Annotated in this window: 22 protein-coding genes and 1 tRNA gene; 10 read left to right on the forward strand and 13 right to left on the reverse strand. The window is 44.8% G+C overall.

Going from position 1 to position 21,881, the window contains the following annotated elements:
* Positions 1–356 precede the first annotated feature (356 nt).
* Positions 357–429: transfer RNA gene (locus AC6H1S_RS14005), tRNA-Phe, on the reverse strand.
* A 235-nt stretch (positions 430–664) separates the two neighbouring features.
* Here AC6H1S_RS14005 and AC6H1S_RS14010 point away from each other — a divergent pair.
* Positions 665–1,960 carry a 4Fe-4S dicluster domain-containing protein gene (locus AC6H1S_RS14010; RefSeq protein ID WP_497563997.1) on the forward strand — a complete coding sequence of 432 codons (1,296 nt, stop codon included), beginning with the start codon at positions 665–667 and terminating at the stop codon, positions 1,958–1,960.
* Between the two features lie 117 nt (positions 1,961–2,077).
* Positions 2,078–2,866, forward strand: coding sequence for a (Fe-S)-binding protein (locus AC6H1S_RS14015; RefSeq protein ID WP_199140640.1), 789 nt, complete (start codon positions 2,078–2,080; stop codon positions 2,864–2,866).
* 166 nt (positions 2,867–3,032) lie between these two features.
* On the opposite strand, the gene AC6H1S_RS14020 is transcribed toward AC6H1S_RS14015, so the two are convergent.
* Complete coding sequence (locus AC6H1S_RS14020; RefSeq protein WP_497563998.1) at positions 3,033–3,515, reverse strand: hypothetical protein; 483 nt, start codon at positions 3,513–3,515, stop codon at positions 3,033–3,035.
* A 51-nt stretch (positions 3,516–3,566) separates the two neighbouring features.
* On the opposite strand from AC6H1S_RS14020, the gene AC6H1S_RS14025 reads away from it, so the two are divergent.
* Positions 3,567–4,052: an ABC transporter ATPase gene (locus AC6H1S_RS14025; RefSeq protein ID WP_497563999.1), complete on the forward strand. Its 486-nt coding sequence runs from the start codon at positions 3,567–3,569 to the stop codon at positions 4,050–4,052.
* A 78-nt stretch (positions 4,053–4,130) separates the two neighbouring features.
* Positions 4,131–6,557 (forward strand): AsmA family protein, encoded by a 2,427-nt coding sequence (locus tag AC6H1S_RS14030; protein ID WP_497564000.1) that lies wholly within the window; start codon positions 4,131–4,133, stop codon positions 6,555–6,557.
* A gap of 95 nt (positions 6,558–6,652) precedes the next feature.
* Here AC6H1S_RS14030 and mtgA read toward each other — a convergent pair whose 3' ends face one another.
* From mtgA to AC6H1S_RS14045, 3 genes are all read right to left on the reverse strand, one after another.
* Positions 6,653–7,378, reverse strand: coding sequence for a monofunctional biosynthetic peptidoglycan transglycosylase (gene mtgA / locus AC6H1S_RS14035; protein ID WP_497564001.1), 726 nt, complete (start codon positions 7,376–7,378; stop codon positions 6,653–6,655).
* Between the two features lie 131 nt (positions 7,379–7,509).
* Entirely contained in the window at positions 7,510–8,829 is a 1,320-nt protein-coding gene (locus tag AC6H1S_RS14040; RefSeq protein WP_497564002.1) for an alpha-L-fucosidase, read from the reverse strand.
* Positions 8,830–8,855: 26 nt separating this feature from the next.
* Complete coding sequence (locus AC6H1S_RS14045) at positions 8,856–11,504, reverse strand: beta-glucosidase (RefSeq protein ID WP_497564003.1); 2,649 nt, start codon at positions 11,502–11,504, stop codon at positions 8,856–8,858.
* A gap of 121 nt (positions 11,505–11,625) precedes the next feature.
* Between AC6H1S_RS14045 and AC6H1S_RS14050 the strand changes: the two genes are divergently transcribed.
* Together AC6H1S_RS14050 and AC6H1S_RS14055 are read left to right on the forward strand one after the other, a co-directional pair.
* Positions 11,626–11,937, forward strand: a complete 312-nt coding sequence (locus AC6H1S_RS14050) for an RNA polymerase alpha subunit C-terminal domain-containing protein (protein ID WP_497564004.1) — start codon at positions 11,626–11,628, stop codon at positions 11,935–11,937.
* On the forward strand, positions 11,918–12,322 hold the full coding sequence (locus AC6H1S_RS14055; protein ID WP_497564005.1) for a DUF1801 domain-containing protein: 405 nt from the start codon (positions 11,918–11,920) through the stop codon (positions 12,320–12,322). Before AC6H1S_RS14050 ends, AC6H1S_RS14055 begins: the two co-directional genes overlap by 20 nt.
* A 265-nt stretch (positions 12,323–12,587) precedes the next feature.
* Here AC6H1S_RS14055 and rplI read toward each other — a convergent pair whose 3' ends face one another.
* The 4 genes from rplI to AC6H1S_RS14075 form a co-directional block, all read right to left on the reverse strand.
* A complete protein-coding gene (rplI, locus tag AC6H1S_RS14060) occupies positions 12,588–13,031 on the reverse strand; it encodes a 50S ribosomal protein L9 (protein WP_199140648.1) in 444 nt (147 codons plus the stop codon).
* Between the two features lie 10 nt (positions 13,032–13,041).
* Entirely contained in the window at positions 13,042–13,305 is a 264-nt protein-coding gene (gene rpsR / locus AC6H1S_RS14065; RefSeq protein ID WP_199140649.1) for a 30S ribosomal protein S18, read from the reverse strand.
* Positions 13,305–13,667, reverse strand: a complete 363-nt coding sequence (gene rpsF / locus AC6H1S_RS14070; protein WP_199140650.1) for a 30S ribosomal protein S6 — start codon at positions 13,665–13,667, stop codon at positions 13,305–13,307. Before rpsF ends, rpsR begins: the two co-directional genes overlap by 1 nt.
* Positions 13,668–13,869: 202 nt before the next feature.
* Positions 13,870–14,460 (reverse strand): hypothetical protein, encoded by a 591-nt coding sequence (locus tag AC6H1S_RS14075; RefSeq protein WP_199140651.1) that lies wholly within the window; start codon positions 14,458–14,460, stop codon positions 13,870–13,872.
* A 171-nt stretch (positions 14,461–14,631) separates the two neighbouring features.
* On the opposite strand from AC6H1S_RS14075, the gene AC6H1S_RS14080 reads away from it, so the two are divergent.
* From AC6H1S_RS14080 to AC6H1S_RS14095, 4 genes are all read left to right on the forward strand, one after another.
* A complete protein-coding gene (locus tag AC6H1S_RS14080) occupies positions 14,632–15,504 on the forward strand; it encodes an AraC family transcriptional regulator (protein ID WP_497564006.1) in 873 nt (290 codons plus the stop codon).
* Positions 15,505–15,732: 228 nt separating this feature from the next.
* On the forward strand, positions 15,733–16,197 hold the full coding sequence (locus tag AC6H1S_RS14085; protein ID WP_497564007.1) for a hypothetical protein: 465 nt from the start codon (positions 15,733–15,735) through the stop codon (positions 16,195–16,197).
* A 210-nt stretch (positions 16,198–16,407) separates the two neighbouring features.
* Positions 16,408–16,860: a hypothetical protein gene (locus tag AC6H1S_RS14090; protein ID WP_199140654.1), complete on the forward strand. Its 453-nt coding sequence runs from the start codon at positions 16,408–16,410 to the stop codon at positions 16,858–16,860.
* A 100-nt stretch (positions 16,861–16,960) separates the two neighbouring features.
* Entirely contained in the window at positions 16,961–18,859 is a 1,899-nt protein-coding gene (locus AC6H1S_RS14095; RefSeq protein WP_199140655.1) for a DNA polymerase III subunit gamma/tau, read from the forward strand.
* Between the two features lie 31 nt (positions 18,860–18,890).
* Here the strand turns inward: AC6H1S_RS14095 and AC6H1S_RS14100 are convergent, their stop codons facing one another.
* From AC6H1S_RS14100 to AC6H1S_RS14115, 4 genes are all read right to left on the reverse strand, one after another.
* Complete coding sequence (locus AC6H1S_RS14100) at positions 18,891–19,289, reverse strand: thiol-disulfide oxidoreductase DCC family protein (RefSeq protein WP_497564008.1); 399 nt, start codon at positions 19,287–19,289, stop codon at positions 18,891–18,893.
* Positions 19,290–19,300: 11 nt separating this feature from the next.
* Entirely contained in the window at positions 19,301–19,816 is a 516-nt protein-coding gene (locus tag AC6H1S_RS14105) for a hypothetical protein (RefSeq protein ID WP_199140657.1), read from the reverse strand.
* Positions 19,800–20,714 (reverse strand): HTTM domain-containing protein, encoded by a 915-nt coding sequence (locus AC6H1S_RS14110; RefSeq protein ID WP_199140658.1) that lies wholly within the window; start codon positions 20,712–20,714, stop codon positions 19,800–19,802. Before AC6H1S_RS14110 ends, AC6H1S_RS14105 begins: the two co-directional genes overlap by 17 nt.
* Positions 20,715–20,883: 169 nt before the next feature.
* Positions 20,884–21,555: a hypothetical protein gene (locus tag AC6H1S_RS14115; RefSeq protein WP_199140659.1), complete on the reverse strand. Its 672-nt coding sequence runs from the start codon at positions 21,553–21,555 to the stop codon at positions 20,884–20,886.
* Positions 21,556–21,881: the final 326 nt, after the last annotated feature.

Below are 21,881 nucleotides of genomic sequence, written 5' to 3' on the forward strand. Positions count from 1 at the left end.
TTATAAAAGTATTTCGGCATCCTAAATCCCTGCCTCTCTCATTTTGGTTGCTTACAAGTGGGTTTATTCCAAAAGTGGCCACTCCTTACGCTCCAAAGTGTGCAGTCGGGTGATTTTAAGGCGTTTTTAAGACTTTGGTAAGGCTCTGTACCATCGTTCATTACGTGCACTAAAAATAAAATCCTGGCTTTTCTAAGGACGAAAATCGACAGGTCTTTTCTGCTGTCTGCTTACCTATATATTACTGCAATCTGATGTCCTTGTGAGGCGATTCTGGGGTCAGGCTGTCTGATGTTGCCTCCGACGGAAAGGCCCTAAAAAGAAAAAGCCCCAACTTTCGTTGAGGCTTGCTGGTGTGGTGCCTGCTGGAATCGAACCAGCGACACAAGGATTTTCAGTCCTTTGCTCTACCGACTGAGCTAAGGCACCAGCCCGTTTGGGATTGCAAATGTAGTTTCTTTTTTTGAAAGACAAAACATTTTTTCACATTTCTTTTACGTTTCTCGCACAAAAACAGCATTTATACTCAAAATCAGCCACTTAAATTTCAACTCGAAAGCAATTCTATTCATATCGATTCTAAATTTTAAATTTTATGCTTGCATAATAATATTTTTTAGGCCTAAAACTTTTAACTTAGCCTAACCAAGTAGCAACATAAAAAATGATAGCACAAATCGTCTTCGTTATCCTTACTATTGCAGGCATAGCGCTCTTTAGCCTCAACGCACGCAAGGTGATCCGCAATATTAAACTAGGCAAGCCGGCCAACCGCAGCGACCAACCGGCCAAAAGATGGGCTACCATGCTTAAAGTAGCTTTCGGGCAAACCAAGATGGCCGTTAGGCCTGTGCCTTTTATCCTCCACCTTTTGGTTTATGTAGGGTTTGTGATCATCAACCTCGAAGTACTGGAAATCATGATCGACGGCATTTTTGGCAGCCACCGCATATTTGCTGGGCTTGGTGGCCTGTACAACTTCCTGATTGGCTCTTTCGAGTTCCTAGCCTTAGGCGTTTGGGTATCATGTGCCATCTTTCTCATCCGCAGAAACATCTTAAAACTGAAGCGCTTTAGCGGCGTGGAAATGAAAGCTTGGCCCAAATCGGATGCCAACTATATCCTCATTACCGAAATCCTACTGATGACGGCTTTCTTGTTGATGAATGCGGCCGATGCCAAGCTTCAGGCATTAAACGCCGAGCATTACAAAGTAGCGGGCACATTTCCGGTGAGCGTCTACCTGCAGGGCTTATTGCCCAACAGCGTCAATAGCTTGATTTTGATCGAACGCATTTGTTGGTGGTTCCACATTGTAGGCATTTTCGCCTTCTTGAACTATCTGCCCTATTCCAAGCATTTTCATATTCTTTTCGCCTTTCCAAACACCTATTTTTCTAATTTGGAGCCTAAGGGCGAATTTACCAATATGGCCAGCGTAACCAACGAGGTAAAAGCCATGCTCGACCCCTCGTTTGTTCCAGCAGATGTAGCGCCCGGCCGTTTTGGTGCCAAAGACGTAACCGATTTGAGCTGGGTAAACCTGATGAACGCCTACACCTGCACCGAATGTGGCCGCTGCACGTCGGTTTGTCCGGCCAATATCACCGGCAAGCTTTTATCGCCGCGCAAAATTATGATGGACACCCGCGACCGTTTGGAAGAAGTGGGCAAAAACATCGAGAAGAACGGTCCTGAACATCAGGATGGAAAAGCCTTATTGGACGATTATATCACGCGCGAAGAAATTTGGGCCTGCACCAGTTGCAATGCCTGTACCGAAGCTTGCCCAATCAACATCGACCCATTGGCAATTATCGTAGAGCTGCGCAGGTTTGCCGTGATGGAAGAATCGGTAGCGCCGGCCAGTATCAACGCGATGCTGGGCAACGTAGAAAACAACGGTGCGCCTTGGAAATATTCGCCGGCAGATAGGTTTAACTGGGCTGAGGGAAGCTAAAAAAAGTTGAAAGTTCAAAGTCTAAAGCTCAGAGTTGAAAGATTAGTACTGAAAGAGTAAAATTAAAGATTTAATGACAAGGGCGCTTTACGCAGATCGCCCAACGCAATACGAGATATGGAATTTAAAGTACCTACAATGGCCGAACTGATGGCCATGGGCGAAGAGCCTGAAATTTTGTTCTGGGTGGGCTGTGCCGGAAGCTATGACGAGCGCGCGCAAAAAATTACCCGCGACATCTGCAAGATCTTGCACCATGTGGGCATCAAATACGCGGTATTGGGCACCGAAGAAAGCTGCACCGGCGATCCGGCCAAACGCGCGGGCAACGAGTTCCTGTTCCAGATGCAAGCCATGACCAATATCGAAGTGCTGAATGCCTACAACATCAAAAAGATTGTAACGGGCTGTCCGCATTGCTTTAATACCATTAAAAACGAATATCCAGGCCTGGGTGGCACTTACGAAGTGATCCATCACACCCAACTGATCCAGGATTTGATTGCCGAAGGTAAACTCAAGGCCGAAAACGGCGAGAGCTTCAAAGGCAAAAAAATTACCTACCACGACCCCTGCTACCTGGGCAGGGCCAACGGCGTTTACGAAGCGCCACGCAAAGCCCTGGAAGTATTGGATGCGCAACTGGTAGAGATGAAGCGTTGCAAAGCCAACGGTTTATGTTGTGGCGCCGGTGGCGCCCAAATGTTTAAGGAACCTGAAAAAGGCAACAAAGACATCAACATCGAAAGAATTGAGGAAGCATTGAGCACCGAGCCGCAGTTTATTGCCGCCGGCTGTCCGTTTTGCATGACGATGCTGAATGATGGCGTAAAACTGAAAGATAAGGAGCAGGAAGTGAAAGTGCTTGATATTGCAGAGATTACCGCAAGGGCAAACGGCCTGTAAACGGTTCCGTCATTTCGAACGGAACGAAGTGGAGTGAGCAATCTATCTTGAGAAGGTTCTTAAATAGATATCTCCTCGCTACGCTCGTCGATATGGCGAATAGACACTAAAAACAGCTCAGCATCAAGCAATTAGAAAAAGTTACTTTCTACTTTCTACTTTTCACTTATTTATTACTCGCCAGCAAACTTTCGTTCACCTGTCTAAGGTTGACCGAAAGCTCGTTCAATTGTTCTACGTTGATGTTTTTGAGCGGAATAACCAGGTAGGTACCCATCGAATCGATATCGCCCTTTTTGTCGTTGCGAGTCTGCACAATCACGTCGTCGTTTTTGGTGCGCAGGTAAAGCTCGCCTCGCTCTACGTTGCCATAATAATCCATGCTTTTTAAACGAGACAAGTTAAAGGCAAAATATTCTTGCTTGCCGTTGTTAAAAACCTTGCGGTAACGACAAAAACCAGTGTTGGTAACATTGATTTCAAAGCGCTTCACCTCCCTGCCCAAAGCATCGTTGTCATGATATTTGGTAAGTAGCTGCTGAATGGTTACCGTATGTTCTTCTGCACTGTCGAAGCCAGAAAAAACGCACAGCACCAGGCAGGAAGAAAAGAAAACACTCTTTTTTAAGCTCAATGTAAACTTTTTCATCGTCGTTATGTTTTAACGTCAGTAAATTAAATAAAATGATAAATTTGGACTATGACTTTTTCTCCACAATCTAGAGTTTGGATCTACCAAAGCAACCGCCAGTTTACCGAAAAGGAAACCCAGGAAATCCAGCAGCAACTGGACGCGTTTACTGCGCAATGGACTGCCCATGGACATCAGCTTAAGGCGAAGGCAGAAATTCGTTATGGATTTTTTATTGTTTTGATCGTCGACCAGGAGAGTGCTTCGACAACCGGCTGTTCAATCGATTCGTCGGTACGCATCCTCAAAGAAATCGAAAATAAATATGGCGTAGATCTTTTTGATCGCTTTAACATGGCCTATAAACTCGGCGAACAGGTTTATGTAAACACCAAGGAAGATTTCGAAACCTTGGTGAGCATTAAAAAAATAGGCCCTCAAACCATCGTATTCAACAACCTGGTTCAAAGTCTTGCCGAACTGGAAGAAAAATGGGAAGTGCCTCTAGAAAACAGCTGGCACAAATCCATCTTTGCCGAACAGCTGAGCGCCTAAGGCCGCTTCAATTCCATCCGCCGCTTAAACATTTTGTAGATATTTTTGTTATATTCAACTGAATCAACAAATCTATCTATGTCGCGCTGGCTCAAAATTTCACTTAGGGTATTGGCTGTATTTTTTGTCCTGATCATTTTGGTATGGTTGGGGGCGGCTTATTACATCAACCACAACAACAAAAGCATCCTGGCTACCATTCTCAAGCAGCTCAACTCGAACGTGAATGGCAAAATCAATGTAGGCAGCATGGAAACCACCCTGCTCAAAGGCTTTCCGGGCGTATCGGTTTCGCTCAAAAAAGTACAGTTGCGCGATAGTTTATGGAGCCAGCACAAGCACGACCTGCTCAACGCCAACGATATCGACGTATCGCTCAACATCTTTTCGCTGATTGCCGGCAGCATCAAAATCAACAAAATCGGCATCAATAATTCGAGCATCTACCTCTACACCGATAGCACAGGCTATAGCAATACCAGCATGTTCAAATCGAAGGCGCAACCCAAAAACGGTAATAAAAAAGACCAAAAGGCTTTCCAGATCAAGAAGGTTGATTTTAACAACGTGAATTTGGTGATAGACAACCAGCGCCGTTATAAGCTTTTCCACTTTTTGGTTGATGAGCTAAAAGGACGGATCGATTACCCGGATTCAGGCTGGAATGGCAAACTGAAACTCAAAACAATGATCAAAAGCTTTGCCTTTAACACCCGCAAAGGCAGCTTTTTGAAAGACAAGTCGCTTGAAGGCACCTTGATTGCGCACTACAACAACGATACCAAAGCCGTAACCATTGATCCCGAAAGGCTTAAAATAGGCGATGACGACTTTTACATTGGCGCTAAAATCGATTTGGCCAAGAATGAATCGGCTTTTGCCATCGATATCCGAGCCGATAAGATCCTGTACCGCAACATTTCGCTGCTCCTGGCACCCAATATATCTTCGAAGCTGCTCAAGTTTGCCATAGACCAGCCTATTGCAGTTGTGGGGCATATTATAGACGACGGCAACAAGGCCAACAAAGATCCGCTCATTAACGTCCGTATGACCGTGAAAAACAATACGGTTACCATTCCTTCTGGACAACTGACCAACTGCAATTTTATTGGCACCTTTACCAATAAGGATACCGTTGGCCGACCTATTGGCGACGAAAACTCGACCATCAAGTTTTTTGCCCTGAGTGCCGATTACTACAACGCGCCCATCAAGGTAGATACCTTTACGGTGGCCAATTTGTCGAGGCCTTTGGCTACCGGCTTTGTAACCTCCCAATTTCCGCTCGAAAACCTGAACAGTTCTATTGGTGGCGAAACCTTTAGCTTTAAGAACGGCACGGCCGACGTAAAACTCTACTGCCAAACCGACATCGATAATTTTAGGTTTACCAAGCCGGTTATTACAGGCAGCGTGGCCATTAAGAATGCCGACATTACCTATATCCCCCGCAACATGAAACTGATCAACAGTTCGCTGACGCTCAATTTTAACCAAAAGGATTTGAACATTACCAATAGCCGCTTTCAGTTGGGCAAAAGCATCATCACCATGAATTGTTCGATACAGAACTTTCTCAACTTTTACTATTCCGACCCCGAAAAAATCCTGGTTAACCTGAAATTGAACAGTCCGCAATTGTATTTGAGCGAGTTTATTCCTTTTTTGGGACCGAGAAAAGCAGTGAAACGAAAGCCGGTTACGAAAAACTCTATCAAAGAAGTTTCCGACCAATTGAGCGCAGTGCTGGAAGCCTCGCGCATCCAGTTGCAACTTCAGGTAGACAAGGCCATTTACAATCGCTTTTTGGCTAAAAACCTGACGGCTAATATCGCCTTGCAAGGCAATGGTGTTTTCTTCAACCAAATCAGCGTGAGCCATGCTGGTGGCCAGATCAATCTTACGGGCAATATCAAGCAGATGGGCTCGATCAATAAGTTTACCATCAATTCTAAAATCAGCCGGGTAAGCGTAAAGGATTTCTTTTATGCCTTTGAGAATTTTGGCCAGAACTCGATCACCAGCCAAAACCTGAAAGGCTATTTATCGGCCAAGGTAAATGCCTCCGGGGGCATTACCGAAAAGGGCAATATCGTTTCGAGATCGATGTATGGCCAGGTTGTATTTAATTTGAATAACGCGGCGCTTGTAGGCTTCGAACCGATACAAAAAGTAGGAAAATTCGCCTTTCCGAACCGGAACGTGTCTAATATCGAAATTGCCAACTTAGATGGCACGCTAACCTTAAATGGCGATAAAATCAACATCAGTCCGATGCAGGTCAATTCGAGCGTGCTTAATTTCAATGTGAAAGGCACTTACGGTCTCAATTCGGGCACCGACATTGCAATGGATATTCCGCTGAGGAATCCCAAAAAAGACGAAACCATTACCGATCCCGACCTGAAAAAACAAAACCGGATGAAAGGTATTGTGCTACACCTGAAAGCAGTTGACGAAGAAGGCAAGCTCAAGATCAAGTGGAACAAGAACCATGATTAAGGGGTGGAGGGTTGAAGGTGGAAGGTGGAAGGTTAAAAAGTGGAAAGGGATTCCCAATACGCTTTATTCAATAGGCTATACTAAAAAATACAGGCCTAAAAATCCAATGGCCCGAGCCTGCGCATGTTACGCATAATGAGGTATTGGCGATGCCTGATGTAGCCGGTTGGCTTTGCGGGTGTCCAACGCAACGGATTTGGAAAGCAGGCCGCAATTAGCGCAGCTTCGCTCCTGCTCAGGTTCTTGCACGATTTATGGTAATAGGCCTGCGAGGCCGCTTCGGCTCCATAAATGCCATCGCCCATTTCTATAACGTTGAGGTAAACCTCTAAAATGCGTTCCTTGCTCCACAACAATTCGATCAGCAACGTAAAATAGGCTTCAAATGCCTTGCGTACATAAGATCTGCCCGGCCATAGAAATACATTTTTGGCTGTTTGCTGCGAAATGGTACTTCCCCCTTTTATTTTTTTGCCCTTGGCATTGCTGGCATAGGCTTTTTCTATGGCATTGATGTCAAAGCCCATGTGTTTTAAGAAAAGCTGGTCTTCGGCAGATACCGCAGCCCTTTTCATGTTGTCGGAAATGTCTTCAAACTTTACCCATTTCATTTCGATCTTGGCGGGCTTGCCATCAGCCTTGCGCTCTATATTGCGCTGTACCATCAGCAGCGTGATTGGCGGATTGATAAAACGATAGGCCAAAACCCAAATTACCGAAAACAGAAAGAACCAAAGCGCAATCTTGCCCACGATGATGCCGATACGCTTGATCAGTTTTGGTTTGCCCTGCTTAGTAGATTTCGTTTTGCTTTTTGCCATGAGTACAAAGGTAAAGAAATTGCCCAAAGTATTTTGCCCATTGACTTTACCTGTTTCAATCCATCGGCAATAAACATAACGGCATTAATTATCAAGGTTGGGATGTAGCAATCCCAACCCATTTGTCTTCATTACAATCCCCCGTGGCCACGGTAAAGCTTTAATGGGCCATCCAGCTTCAACTTAAGCACTGTAACATATTCGTCCTGCACATTTGCCGGCACCGGAATATAAAGCAGGCCAGGTACGGCACTCCACGAAATCTTGCCCACGATTTTAGGGTTTAGCGTAGCTCCGTTACCAACTACCGTTATCTTTTCTATCTTATTCTGCAAGCCACGAACCACCACTTGACCAGTTACTTTGCCAGGCAAAAACAAGTATACCGTAGTAGAATCCTTCGACAAGGTTGAAGGGCCATAGAAATGTCCTTGGGGCAAGCCTGCCACGGTACCAAATACCGCTTCGCCGTGTTTCTTGTTCCATTTGCCCAGCTCCTTTAAAATATGCACCTGTTCTTCCTGCATGGTTCCGTCGGCTTTGGGGCCAATATCCAACAGCATATTACCTCCATTCGATATCACATCGGCAAAAATACTGATGACCTCGTAAGGCGTTTTAAAATTATTATCGTTCAGGTGATAGCCCCAGTTATCGTTGGTGGTCATGCAAAGCTCCCACCAATTGAAGGCGGGCCTGCTTACCGGAAAATTCTGCTCGGGCGTTTCATAATCGCCATAACCCTGCAAGCGGCCATTGATAATGGTATTCGGATTGTCTTTCAACAAAATCTGCCTTACTTTTTGTGCTTCCCATTCCTCGGCACTGTGTTCCCAGTCGCCATCAAACCACCATAAATCGGGTTTATAATTTTGCGAAAGTTCTCTCAATTGGTTTTGGAAGAAAGCACGGTAGCGGTTCCAACGGGTGTAGTCGTTCTGTATCTGGTAACGGCTGCTATCTTTTAAAAAGCCCGGATAATCGGGATGGCTCCAATCCAAAATAGAAAAATAAGCGCCACATTTAATGCCGTCTTTGCGCAAGGCTTCAAAAAAAGGTTTGATCAAGTCTCTTCTGGCGGGCGTATTGTCAACCACATCATAATGCTTTTCCTTGGTGTTCCATAAGGCTACACCATCGTGGTGCTTAGTGGTAATTACGCTGTATTTGGCACCACTCTCTTTAATCAGATCGGCCCAGGCCTGCGGATCATAGTTTTTTGCCGTAAAGCCGCTGAGCTGTTTCATGTAATCGGCGTAGCTGATTTTCTTGTTATGAAAGCTCCAGCTTTCGTCAACGCCGCCAACCGAGTAAATTCCCCAATGGATAAAGATCCCTAATTTGGCATCGGCAAACCATTGCATTTTTTTTTCAATTTCGGCCGGTTTAATTTTAGGTTGCGCCAAACTGGCTAAGGGCGCCAAAAAGAGGAGAAAAATTAGTTTTTTCATAGGTATAGGTATTTGTTGTTTCTCATTTATTGCACCTGCAGGTTTCCTTTCAGCCTCAAATCCCGCGAGGAGCTTCCCACCATGATCCTGAAATCGCCTGGCTCTACAATGGACTGCATTTCCTTGTTCAGCATGCTCAACAGTTCGGGTGTAATGTTAAAGGCAACCTGCTTGCTTTCGCCTGCCTTCAGGTGGATACGCTGAAAGCCCTTCAGCTCCATTACCGGCCTGGCCACCGAAGATAATAAATCGCGAATATAAAGTTGCACGACTTCATCGCCTGCGCGACTGCCGGTATTTTTTAAAGTAAACGAAAGCGTAGTGCTATCGGTCTTGCTCACCTGGGTTTTATGCAGCGAAAAATTGCTATACTCAAAGCGGGTATAGCTGAGGCCGTAGCCGAACGGGAAAAGCGGCTCGCCCGAAAGGTTATTGTAATCGTTGCCACGCCCTGTGGGCTTGTGGTTGTATACCAAAGGCAGTTGGGCTTCGTGTTGTGGAAAAGTGATCGGCAATCGGCCTGCAGGATTATAATCGCCAAAGAGTACCGATGCCACGGCATGTCCGCCTTCCTCGCCAGGGTACCAGGCCGCACCAATGGCTGCTACCTTATCCATCCAAGCATTCATGGTAACGGCACTGCCCCCTACCAAAACAACTACTACAGGTTTGCCGGTTGCTGTTAAGGCCCGGATCAATTCTTCCTGATGACCTGGTAGTGAAAGCAAGGCACGATCGCTAAATTCGCCTTCGTTGATGCCCACCACAGCAAGGGCCAAATCAGCAGTTTTGGCTAGCGCAACAGCCTCCTGTATTTTTGCTTTCCAATCGTTTTGAAGTCCTACGTTCCAAACCAATTTGATAGTCGCATCGCCATTGGCTTCAAAAAATTCTACCCTGACTTCGTATTTTTTTCCTTTCTCAAAGCTGTAATCGACCAGTTCGCTATGATAAGATTGCTTGTTCCAACGGTTAACCACCAAATGGTTATTGATGTATAAGCGATAGCCGTCGTTGCCTTCCAAGCCAATCTTAAAGCGACCGGTTTCGGGAGCGGTTAAAGTGCCTGTCCACCGTACGGCATAAAAATCAGACGCCAGTTCGGGCGAAGGCGAAAAAAGCGTCCAATGAAAGTCGAGCTGTTGATCAATCCTGCTCATGGCAGGTTGGCCCTGCATTTCCCTGTTGGCAAAATAGTCGCCTTTTAGACCCTGCTGGCTTCCGGTATGTAGGTATCGCGATGGGATAGCCACGTAATTTACCGCATTGCGATCGGCTCCCAGCGCATACAGCACTTTAGCCTGCTTGCCAGCACGTTGCCTGATGCCTTCCAAAATACTTACTTTTGCCGTACCCGGACCACTGTAGCCACCCAAACGGGCTTCCTGGGCATCGGCCCCAAAAACAGCAATGGTTTTTACCTTCGGCGAAATAGGCAACACCTGATTATCATTTTTAAGCAATACAAAGGATGCCTTTGCAGCCTCGAGCGCTATTGCTTTGCTTGTTTTGCGCAACTCCGTGTCTTGAAAATCCTCGCTGACGTAAGGATTCTCGAAAAGACCCAATTCAAACTTGGCACGCAATACCCTAGCCACGGCATCGTTAAGTCTTGCCGAATCGATTTTATTGGCCAAGAAAGCAGGAATGAACAGCTTATAATGGTTAAATTCTGTCTGAAAAATAACGTCCAGGCCGTTGTTAATGGCATGTTCACCACTTTCGGCGTAATCTTTGGCCGTATAGTGCAATACCACTTCGCCACCAACGGCATTGGCATCCGAAATGACAAAGCCGTTAAAGCCCCACTCCTTTTTCAGCTTATCCATCAAAAGCCAATGGTTGGCCGAGGCGGCCGTACCGTCTAAAGAGTTGTAGGCCGTCATGATAGAACGTGCTCCGGCTTTTTGGATAGCCGCCTTGAATGGTGGCAAATAAACTTCGTCTAACAAACGTTCGTTGGCATGAATGGGATAGCTGTCTCGTCCGCCATCGCCTACGTTAGCTATAAAATGCTTGGGTGTTGTGATGATGCCCATTTGTTCGAACTGGCGCATAAAGGCCACGCCCATGGCCGAGGTCAGGAACGGATCTTCGCCATAGGTTTCTTCGGTCCGGCCCCAGCGTACATCGCTTGCAATATTAACCACCGGCGACAGGATTTGCCTGATGCCTCTTTGCCTGGTTTCTTTGGCAATTTGAGTCGCTACCCGGTGCATCAGCGTAGTATCCCAGGTGGCAGCCAAACCAATAGCTTGCGGAAAAGCTGTTGCGCCATCTCTTACCAAACCATGCAGGGCCTCATCAAAAGCGATGATGGGAATACCCAACCGGGTTTGTTCAACAAAATATTTTTGGATACTGTTGATCTTTTTGGCTACGTTAATCGCACTTTCATTGGTACGGTAGCTGAGCATTTGGCCACCCGCATCGCCTTTGGCACCCGCACTTACCTGAAAACCGAAAATCCCGTTCTTGTATTGATCGGGTTTGGCCTGATCTAAATCGCCGGGGATCATAAACAATTGCCAGAACATTTCTTCGAGGGTCATTCGGCCCAACAGGTCCTGCACGCGTTTTTCGACAGGAAGATTTTTATCCCGGTAAGGCAAAGGCTGCGCAACCGATTGCATTGCACCAGCCAACAAAACAAAAAGGAAACAGATACGCTTCATGATCTTACAGGCACAACCATTACAGGCTCATGCCTTTAGCTAAAAGGGTTAGGTTTGCTAAATATACATTATCTTCGCTAAAAACGATGAAATCGATTTAATTCTACAAAGGCTTAATCCAATGAAAACTCCTCAACTCAAAACCTGCAGCAAGGGGCACCAGTTTTACAAATCGAGCGACTGCCTTTCCTGTCCCGTTTGCGAGCGCGAGAATAAACCACAAAATGGCTTTCTAGCCTTACTGAGCGCACCAGCCAGGAGAGCATTGGCATCAAGAAACATCGATAGCCTGGAGCGATTGGCCGAGTTTACCGAAGCCGAGCTTTTAAAGTTGCACGGCTTTGGACCCGGTTCGTTGCCCAAGTTGCGCCAGGCTTTGGCCGTTGCCCATCTAAAATTCAAACCCTCAAACCATGGCCAAAACCAAACCTAGCGACCAAGCCCAAGTTGATGCCTTTATTGCCAATTTGGCACCAGAACTAGGCAGTTGCATCGGCATCATCAGAACAACCATTTTAGCCGTCAGCCCCGATATCGGCGAACGCATCAAATGGAACCACCCCAGTTTTTATTACCAAGGCGCAATGAAAGATTCTGACCCGAAGGAATACAAGCGCGAAATTGCGGTTTTTAACCTGCACAAAGGGCGCATTATGCTGGTATTTCCGAGCGGCGCCAAAGTAAGCAGCCCTTTGTTAACTGGCGATTATACAGATGGAAGACGCCTCCTGATTTTCGAAGATTTAACCGCGGCAAGAGCCAGCCTCGACGAGCTGAGATCGATTGTTAAAACCTGGCTCAGTTTAGTAGAACAATAAAAAGTGGTATGCTTCGCTTGCAAGGCTCAAGAAACGCTGAAATAAATCATCAAAAATGCTGGTGAAGAACACCGGCGAAAGCAATTAAAGGCATTTATCGCTTTTCAAGTTCCTTATGGCCATGTTGGGGTTCTTGATCAGGATTCCTCAAACTTCGCGGATGACCTCGTTGGAATTTGCCTCGCCAGAAGCCTTGGCGAAAAGCCTAAAAAACAAAAAGGCCTTTCCGATAATCGGAAAGGCCTTTTTAAAATAGTTGTCATGCTTACTCAGCTACTACTTCGAAAGGAACTTTAACTTTCACTTCTTTGTGCAAGTTCAAGTTTGCGATATATTCGCCAACCATTTTAGGTTCGGTTTCGAAAGTAATTCTGCGACGGTCAACATCAAAGCCTTTGGCTTTCAATGCATCGGCAATCATAATGGTATTTACTGCACCAAAGATTTTACCGGTTTCGCCAGCTTTAGCACCGATGCTTAGCTTAACGTCTGTTAAACGCTCGGCAATGCCTTCTGCATCTTTCTTAATTTTATCTTGTTTAAAAGCCGCTTGCTTCAAGTTTTCTGCCAATACTTTTTTAGCAGATGGCGTAGCCAATTGAGCAAAGCCTTGCGGAATTAAATAGTTACGTCCGTAACCAGGTTTTACCGTTACGATATCATCTTTCTCACCTAGTGATTTGATATCTTGCTTTAAAATAACTTCCATTTCTCTGCGCTTATTTTAATTGGTCAGTAACAAAAGGCAATAAACCAATGTGGCGGGCACGTTTAACGGCTTGAGCCACTTTACGTTGGAATTTTAACGAAGTACCGGTTAAACGGCGAGGTAGGATCTTACCTTGTTCGTTAACAAATTTCAACAAGAAGTTTGCGTCTTTGTAATCGATGTATTTGATGCCATTCTTCTTGAAACGGCAGTATTTTTTTCTGTTATCGTCCACTTTTGGAGCGGTAACATATTGAATTTGATCTTTTGCCATTATGCTGCAGCCTCCTCTTTCTTAGGTTTTTTGTTAAAAGCGCCACTGCGTTTTTTCTCGTTGTAGGCAACCGCATGACGGTCTAATCTTACAGTTAAGAAACGTAAAACACGTTCGTCGCGTTTTAATTCTAGCTCTAACTTACTTACTAATTCCCCTCCAGTTTTGTACTCTGTAAGGTGGAAGAATCCGTTTGCTTTTTTCTCAATCGGATACGCTAATTTTCTCAAACCCCAATTATCTTCAGCGATAATTTCGGCTCCGCCATCTTTGATGATGTTGGTGAATTTGGCAATAGCCTCTTTCGCAACCTCTTCAGACAGCAACGGGGTAAGAACGATAACAGTTTCGTACTGATTCATTGTTGTTTTTAATTGATTTGTGATTTAATCTCTTTCCGCTTTAAAACGGGATGCAAATGTAGCAATATATTTCTTAAAATCAAAGCCTTAATGCAAAAACAGAAAAGGCCTCTCCAAACAGACCTCCCGATTTGGATGGCCTCTATAAAAAAAGGAGACCGTTACCAGCCTCCCTTCACCAAATATAATACGATTATCAAGCTTACTGAACCTTAACGGTTTCCACAAACTCCTTGTTTTTTGTCTTTACAACAAAGGTGAGTTCCTTGGCATTGACCTGGGCAATATCGAATTTCTTAACCAAACTGGTTTTTTCGCTGATCTTTTCGCTATACAACTGGTCGTTGTACTCGTTTAGCACCTGCACATCGACCACTTCTTTGGCTATGTTTTTAAGGTCTAAGGTTACGATTGACTTCTCTTTGGTCAAAGCCGCACTCAGCAGATTGACAACGCTTGGCTTAGACAGTACCGCTTTGCCGTCTTCAATGTGCAACTGATACTCTGTCAATTTAAGATCGGCTTCAACCTTAAGCTTATAGTCGCCATCGGGAAAAGCATTCAGGTCGTAGGTTTTGATGGCCGCGCCCGTAGTACGTACGTTTTGCTGATAGATTAGGTCGTCGTTGACAGTGTAGAAAGCCACATTCATCACTTTGGCCTCGTTTAAAAAGAAGCTGACCGATTTTTCATTGCTGTTTTTTACCCTGACCAACAAATCGTCGGTTGCATGCGCGCCATAGGCGATGAACAACAGGGAAGCCACCAGGCTTATTTTCAGGAGATTTTTCATATCAAAAGGAGTTTAGCGTTTAACGAACTGAACACAACAAAGTTACTGTGGAAAACTACCCGATTTAGATTGCATATTTTCCAATTTCTATGCTATATTAACCTTATACAACGAATATCAAACATAAAATAGCAATAAAACATATTTTTTAAGCTATCTTTGAAGCTGCACATGAAAAATATCAAACCCAGCTTCGAAATTGTAGAGCCCTCGTTTGGCAGTTCGTTCTACTACTCCAAATACACGGAGAACGAGAACAACAAGGCGCACGTTTGGCACTACCATCCAGAAATTGAGATGGTTTTTGTGAATGGCGGTGCCGGAAAGCGACAAATCGGCAGCCACATTTCCTATTACACCCATGGCGACCTGATTTTAATTGGCAGCAATTTGCCTCATTGCGGCTTTACAGACACCAATACGGGCAACAAAAACGAAACGGTGATACAGTTGAGGCCCGATTTTTTGGGCAGCGATTTTTTGGCCTTGCAGGAAACCCAATGGCTGGCCACATTGTTCGACAAAGCCAAAGGCGGCATTGCGTTCGGAACGAGCGTTAAGGAAGCCATTGGCAAGCAGCTAGAAATGATGGAAAACCAAGCCCCTTTCGAGCGTCTTTTGACCCTGCTCGGCGTTTTGAGGGAACTGGAACATACCAGCGACTACAAGATCCTGAACGCCTCGGGTTTTGCCATGGAGATGCAGCTTCAGGATAACGACAGGATCAACATGGTATTCAATTATGTAAAAGATCATTTCGCCGAGCAGATCAGTCTTGAAGCCGTAGCCCAAATGGCCCATATGACGGTCCCTTCCTTCTGTCGGTATTTTAAAAAAATCACCAAAAAAACCTTTACACAATTCGTGAACGAATACCGCATTGTACATGCCTGCAAGCTTTTGGCCGAAAAGCACATGAGCATTGCCAACATCAGCTACGACAGCGGCTTCAACAACTTTAGCCATTTTAACAAGCTGTTTAAGGAGTTTACCGGCAAAAGCGCTTCGCAATACCGCAACGAACTGAAAGCGGTAATCCAATAGAGCTTTGTGCAAAACATCCTTACGCGTTTGAAGCAAGGCCTCAAAACTGGCGACCTACCCCACAATTTGTGCAACTTCTCCACAACACAAACTTCTGTATCAAAACCAAAAAAGCCACACAAACAACTGATTTGTTGACATTTAAATCCAACACACCCAAAAAAAGTATTCGCAGTATTGGTATGGCATCCCGTTTGGAGCCGCCTTATGGACCATCCTTTTTACTTCATGATGAAATTTACAAGCATAGCTTTAATGGGCCTGTGTTGTTTTTGTTTTTTTGTTGCAAGTGCCCAACCTATTGCGGGCAATGGCTGCATGACCAAAACGAATCCGAACAGGGTATACCAAACTCAGATCTCGACCAGTGGCGGACTGCCTGTTTACCAAGGCTACAACACGCAATACTCGGAATGGACAGTACAGTATGACATTACGCAGTATCCCTGTTTCACTTGGACGCAAACAGCGGCCAACGGTTGCTACATCAAATTCTCTGAAAGTTCCTCGACGCTCACTCAGGGCAATTACGGCAACTTTACCGGCTATGCGGGCAATGCCTGCTTGCTTCCGATAGACGATTATATACCGCTTTTTTGCGTTTTCATGGCCATTGCCTGTTACTTTTACCTGAAACAGGCAACTGCACCAAGCAATAAGGTTCGGCCACGACCGGGTAAGCCGGCATCTTAAAAAACGTTAATTGTAGAATTTCAAACTGCAATCGGGAAAAAATTCCCCAAAAACACCCTATATGAAGACCATAATTTTCTAATCAATAAAACTGTTTTACAAATAGTTAAGGTTTTAATCTAGTAGAAAAGCGGTTTTTCGTGGTTAACATCCTCATCGGTATGGCATGGCACCTGGTTTGGACTAATTGGGCAGTTCATTTTTCCAACCATGAGAATTATCAGAATAGTTATAACCTGTATCATCTGCCTCTGCGGCTTCCATGCGATGGCTCAACCTATGCCAGGCAATGGCTGCATGACCAAAACCAATCCCAACAGGGTGTATCAAACCCTGATTGGCTATAGCTGGGGACTACCTGTATACCAAGGTTGGGCTACTCAATATTCGGAATGGACAGTGCAATATGACATTACCGATTACCCTTGCTACACCTGGACCCAAACGGTGGCCAATGGCTGCTACATTAAATTCTCGTCAAGTTCTTCTACCTTAACTACTGGCAATGCCGGTGTTTTTACAGGTTATAGTGGCAATGGTTGCCAGTTGCCATTGGATGGATATACCCTAGGCTTTTGTATGTTTACTGGTGGCTTCTTCTTTTTTCAGATGCGCCGAAAGCTCTTGCCAAAGGCTCCTCGGCCTCCTGGCCCTGCAAACTGACGAAAAGGATAGAATGGACAAGTACAAAACGCCGTAGCCAACTTTTCCACATTCCAAAATTCGGCGTTTCAAGCTCGACAAAAATTCCTATTTTCGTGCGATGGAAAATTTTATCGTTTCAGCCCGTAAATATCGTCCAGCCACCTTCGAAACCGTGGTTGGTCAGCAGCATATTACGGGTACGCTAAAAAATGCCATCAAAAACAACCAGCTGGCCCAGGCTTTTTTGTTCTGCGGTCCGCGAGGCGTGGGCAAAACCACTTGTGCCCGTATCTTGGCCAAAACGATTAACTGTACGCAGCTAACGGCCGACCAGGAAGCTTGTGGCACTTGCGAATCGTGCGTTTCTTTCCAAACCGGACATTCCTTCAACTTTCATGAGCTCGATGCAGCTTCCAACAACTCGGTTGACGACATCAGAAGCTTGATTGAGCAGGTGCGCATTCCGCCACAGGCCGGAAAGTTCAAAACCTATATCATAGACGAGGTGCACATGCTCTCGGCCAGTGCCTTCAATGCGTTTTTGAAAACACTGGAAGAACCGCCGTCGTATGCCATTTTTATTTTGGCGACTACCGAGAAGCACAAAATCCTGCCTACGATTTTATCGCGATGCCAAATCTTCGATTTTAACCGCATACAGGTAGAAGATATTGCCGGACATTTGAATAAGATCGCAGCTAGGGAAAACATAGCCGTTGACAACGACGGCCTGCACATTATTGCCCAGAAGGCTGATGGAGGCCTGCGTGATGCGCTATCGATGTTTGACCAGATTGTAAGCTATACCAACAGGAATCTGACCTACAAGGCGGTAATCGATAACCTGAATATCTTAGATTACGATTACTACTTCAAGCTGACCGATTTTTTAACTGCCGGAGATGTAAGCCAAGCGCTGCTCCTCTTTAACGAGATCCTGAACAATGGCTTCGACGGCAACAACTTCATCAATGGCTTGGCCAGCCACTTCAGGAACCTGCTGGTGGGCAAGGATGCACAAACCATCCAATTGCTGGAAGTGAGCGAAACCATTAAGCAGAAGTACCTGGTCCAAAGCAAACAAGCTGACCTGGGCTTTATCCTTACAGCGCTTAACTTGGCCAACCAATGCGATTTAGTATATAAAAACAGTAAAAACCAACGCTTGCAGGTAGAGCTTTCGCTCATTAAAATGTGCCACATCCCTTCGGTTATACAACTGGCACAGCAACCTTCATCCGGCAACAACACAGCAACTGACGCAGATCAGGATAAAAAAAAAACTTTAACGGAAACGGAGCGGCCTAAGGCTGTAACCGCATCCATAAAACCCCAACCAGAAGCCTCACCAGCAACAACCGAAACCCCGGTAGCCAAGCGCAATATAGCCGAAGCTTCTATACAAGACCTACAGGATTTTATTGAAAGGGAAGAACTGCCCGACCTGCCCGACCGGTTGGATGTGGCCTTGCCTACCGTTCCGCCACCCGCCAATAAACCGCAGCCTCTAAGTGCGCCGTCTTCGGCAGGCTCCATTAAAATCCAGCCGATTAAAGCCAATGTAGGTTCTTTAATTCCATCGTTGACAGATTTGGAGCGCGTAGCCAACGGCGACGAAGACAAAGGGCCCAAATACATTACCGGAAGCGAGCGACAGGATTTTACGCCCGAACAGTTTTTAGAGCTTTGGCGTGTTTACACACAAAAGGCAAAAGACAACGACAAGATACACCTCTATACCTTAATGAGCAACGACCCTATCATTAACGGCACAGAGATTACGGTTCTGGTTGAAAACCTGGCATTGGAAAGCACGCTACAGGACGAAAAGGTTGAACTGCTCAACTTCCTGCGCTCGGCACTGAAAAACTTCGACATCCAAATTACGGCCCAAAAAGCAACCAATACCATCAAAAAACGAATTTATACCAACAAAGACAAGTATACCTACCTGGTTGATAAAAATCCGCAACTCGAAGAAATGCGCAGGCGCTTCAACCTCGACGTGAGCCCTTAACCATACGATTAAGCCTAAGTTATCCTTACAGTCAGGGCAAAAATCTTTGCCGAAGTGCAGGTGTTGGCAACATGCAAGTCTCTTTCTTTCCGAACATTTTATAGCGCGATTTGGCGACTAAATCGTATACAAAATCCCTCCATGGTTTCGGCAGTACGATTAATGCATAAAACATGCGGAAAAATCCACCCAGTTCTTTGGAGATATGGAGTACGGCCGAAGACTTGACAAAATATCCATCGCCTGTAATTAAGACCAGGGAGTCGAAACGATCCGTGGGCAAGCCATAGTGTCCCAGCCATTCCTGCCCGGTGTTGGATTGCAGCGAAGCAAACCTGAATTTCTCTTTTTTGTCCATTCTGATCATAAACTGCACGGCACCATTACATAAATTGCAAACTCCGTCGAACAAAATGATTGGATTTTCCATAGCTTGTCAACTCAATAGCTAATTCTGCGGTTAAATAAGGTATCGAGCTTGGTGGTCAGCGCAAACTTGCTTTGGTCGACCTTAATTTTTCTGTTATAGGTCTGTATAGAAAAATCTATATTTCTATAAGATGGATGCCTTTTAAACAAGTACAAAGCGATAGACCTTGACCCCGCTTCTAAATAGAGCGTATCTCTGATCATTTGCTGGATGGAAGAGTTAACCCGAACCGCATTGATCGGCAAGACCAGCTTATCCAGGCCTGCATCCTTTGCAATGACGATATTCCTCGAAGCATCGTCAGGATCTACCAAACTGATGTCGCTTTTGATATATTGATAGTTTTTGGATTTACTTGTAAAAAATCCGTACTGCCAATTTAATCGCGTTACCCTAAAGATAAAGGACTGCGTTACCGAAAGCGCATAACAGTTGATATGTTTGTCAACCCAAACACTGACTTTCATTACCGACAAAAAAATAATCAGCAGGATGATTCGAAACGTGATTTTATATGCTTTTATCATTTTCTTTTATTTTAAGATCCTCAAAAATTACCGGGTACCAGCACACTACATTTAAGATGATGAGCAACACCCCAAAAAACAACAAGTCCATAAAAATTGCGATGAACAAATGCATGGCTATAATGACGAGCACGATATATAACCTGGTTTTCTTAAACCATACCAACATAAAATATAATGACTCTATAAACACTACCATGATCCCAAAAAAGGCATAAAAAATAATGCTTTGGTCTTTCGGGAAAAAACTGGTTGTCATGATGGTTGGGTCGTTGCTCAGGAAATAGATGAAACGCCCATTCCACCAGTTCGGCATCAATGCTTTTTCAAAACCAGCCGAGATATAGGTAACAATCAGATAAAGCTGCAATACCCTGATGCAAATCTGCTTGAGCTCGTTAAGTTTGGGATAGTTCTCTTTTTTGATCAGCGACAAGCCATAGCCCGTTGGAAATAGGGTTAGGAAGAAAAAACATACCGATTGATAGATGTCTACCCCAAAAGCGAAAGAAGACATGACATTGGTAATCAGCGTAAAAGTAATTAAGCAAACAATGGCCGATAGCCTTGTCCAAATTCCCAGCAACAAAGTAGTAAGCGCCAGAAAGTAGACCGTAAGAATTGTAATCATGACAGCTTGAGGAGATACGCTCAGCAAATCGGCTATCTTTTGCGGATGGCCTTCGAACCACAGTGCATTGGCATTAGAAACCTCCCAATTAACGATACCGTTTGGCGCAAAAAAAACATCGTAATCCAAAACCAGCGTAAACATCGAAATGATGGCAAAAAGGGCTACCAAAATTCTAAATACCTCAAGTTGGTTCGTGTTATAGCAATAGGAAATGTTGTAAAAAACATTGTCCTTCAGCACGCTTTTAATTTTATATGTATCCATTTTCGTCTATTTTAAATCTTCATTGGATTAAACAACCTGAAGAAGCCGTTTAAATTTGTTCGGTTATTTTACCTGCGAAAGTCTTTTATAAAAATTGCCATACCTGTAAAAGACCGATCGAAATTTAAACAGCTCCTGGTGTGCTAGCGCAGCATTAGTTTAGGCAACTTTAGTTCAGTCCTTTTTTGGCAAGGATCTGATTCAATTGGTTAAAGCGTTCTTCGCCCAGTTTAGACTTCAACAGCGCGCCGCTTTGTTTGTAAACCCACCATTTTTCGTTGGCGGCCAAAACCGCATTGGCGGCCAAGCCAGGCATGCCGCTAAAACCACCCCTTACGGTAGATTTCAACTGGCCTACTTTGTCTGGCGTAACCACGGCCAACTGGCCCTGCTCGCCTAAAACAGCAGTAAAGTCTTTGCCCAAAATACGCTGCATTTGCTGCTGTTCGGCCCTGGTAAATTGTACTGGTTTTTCAACCGCTTTGATGTCCAACCCTTTTTTGGTGAGGATCTGGTTTAATTGATTAAAGCGTTCTTCGCCCAGCTTAGACTTCAACAGTGCGCCGCTTTGTTTGTAAACCCACCATTTTTCGTTGGCGGCCAAAACCGCATTGGCGGCCAAGCCAGGCATGCCGTTAAAACTGCCCCTTGGTGTAGATTTTAGTTCGCCCACTTTGTCTGGCGTAACCACAGCCAACTGGCCCTGCTCGCCTAAAACAGCAGTAAAGTCTTTACCCAGGATTTTTTGCACCTGTTGCTGTTCGGCCTTGGTAAATTTAACCTGCGAAAACGCGACAGTACTAAAAGCCAATGCGATTAGTAGTAGAATTGATTTTTTCATTTTGTTTAGATTTAGATTTTTGTTCCTACTCTTTAAAGGATTTTCGGAATACTCCTATTCGTTTGAATATCTTTTGAAACAAGCCTCTTCATTCGTCCAGTAACCAGAGACGGGCTTGCGTTAGCTATGGGCATCTCATAGTTTGTAAAATATTGTTTTGAAGAACTCTATTTCCTTTTGCACCAAGCTGATGAACCGTGCAACTTGCTTTAGGCGTTTTTTTATCATTGCTGTTATTTTCTAACACATTACCGATTTACCCCAATTGGCCAACCGACTTGTACATCACAAAGTTGCCTCACCAGACAGTCGCAATCAATGTGCAT

It is taken from the genome of Pedobacter sp. TM02 (assembly GCF_059705275.1).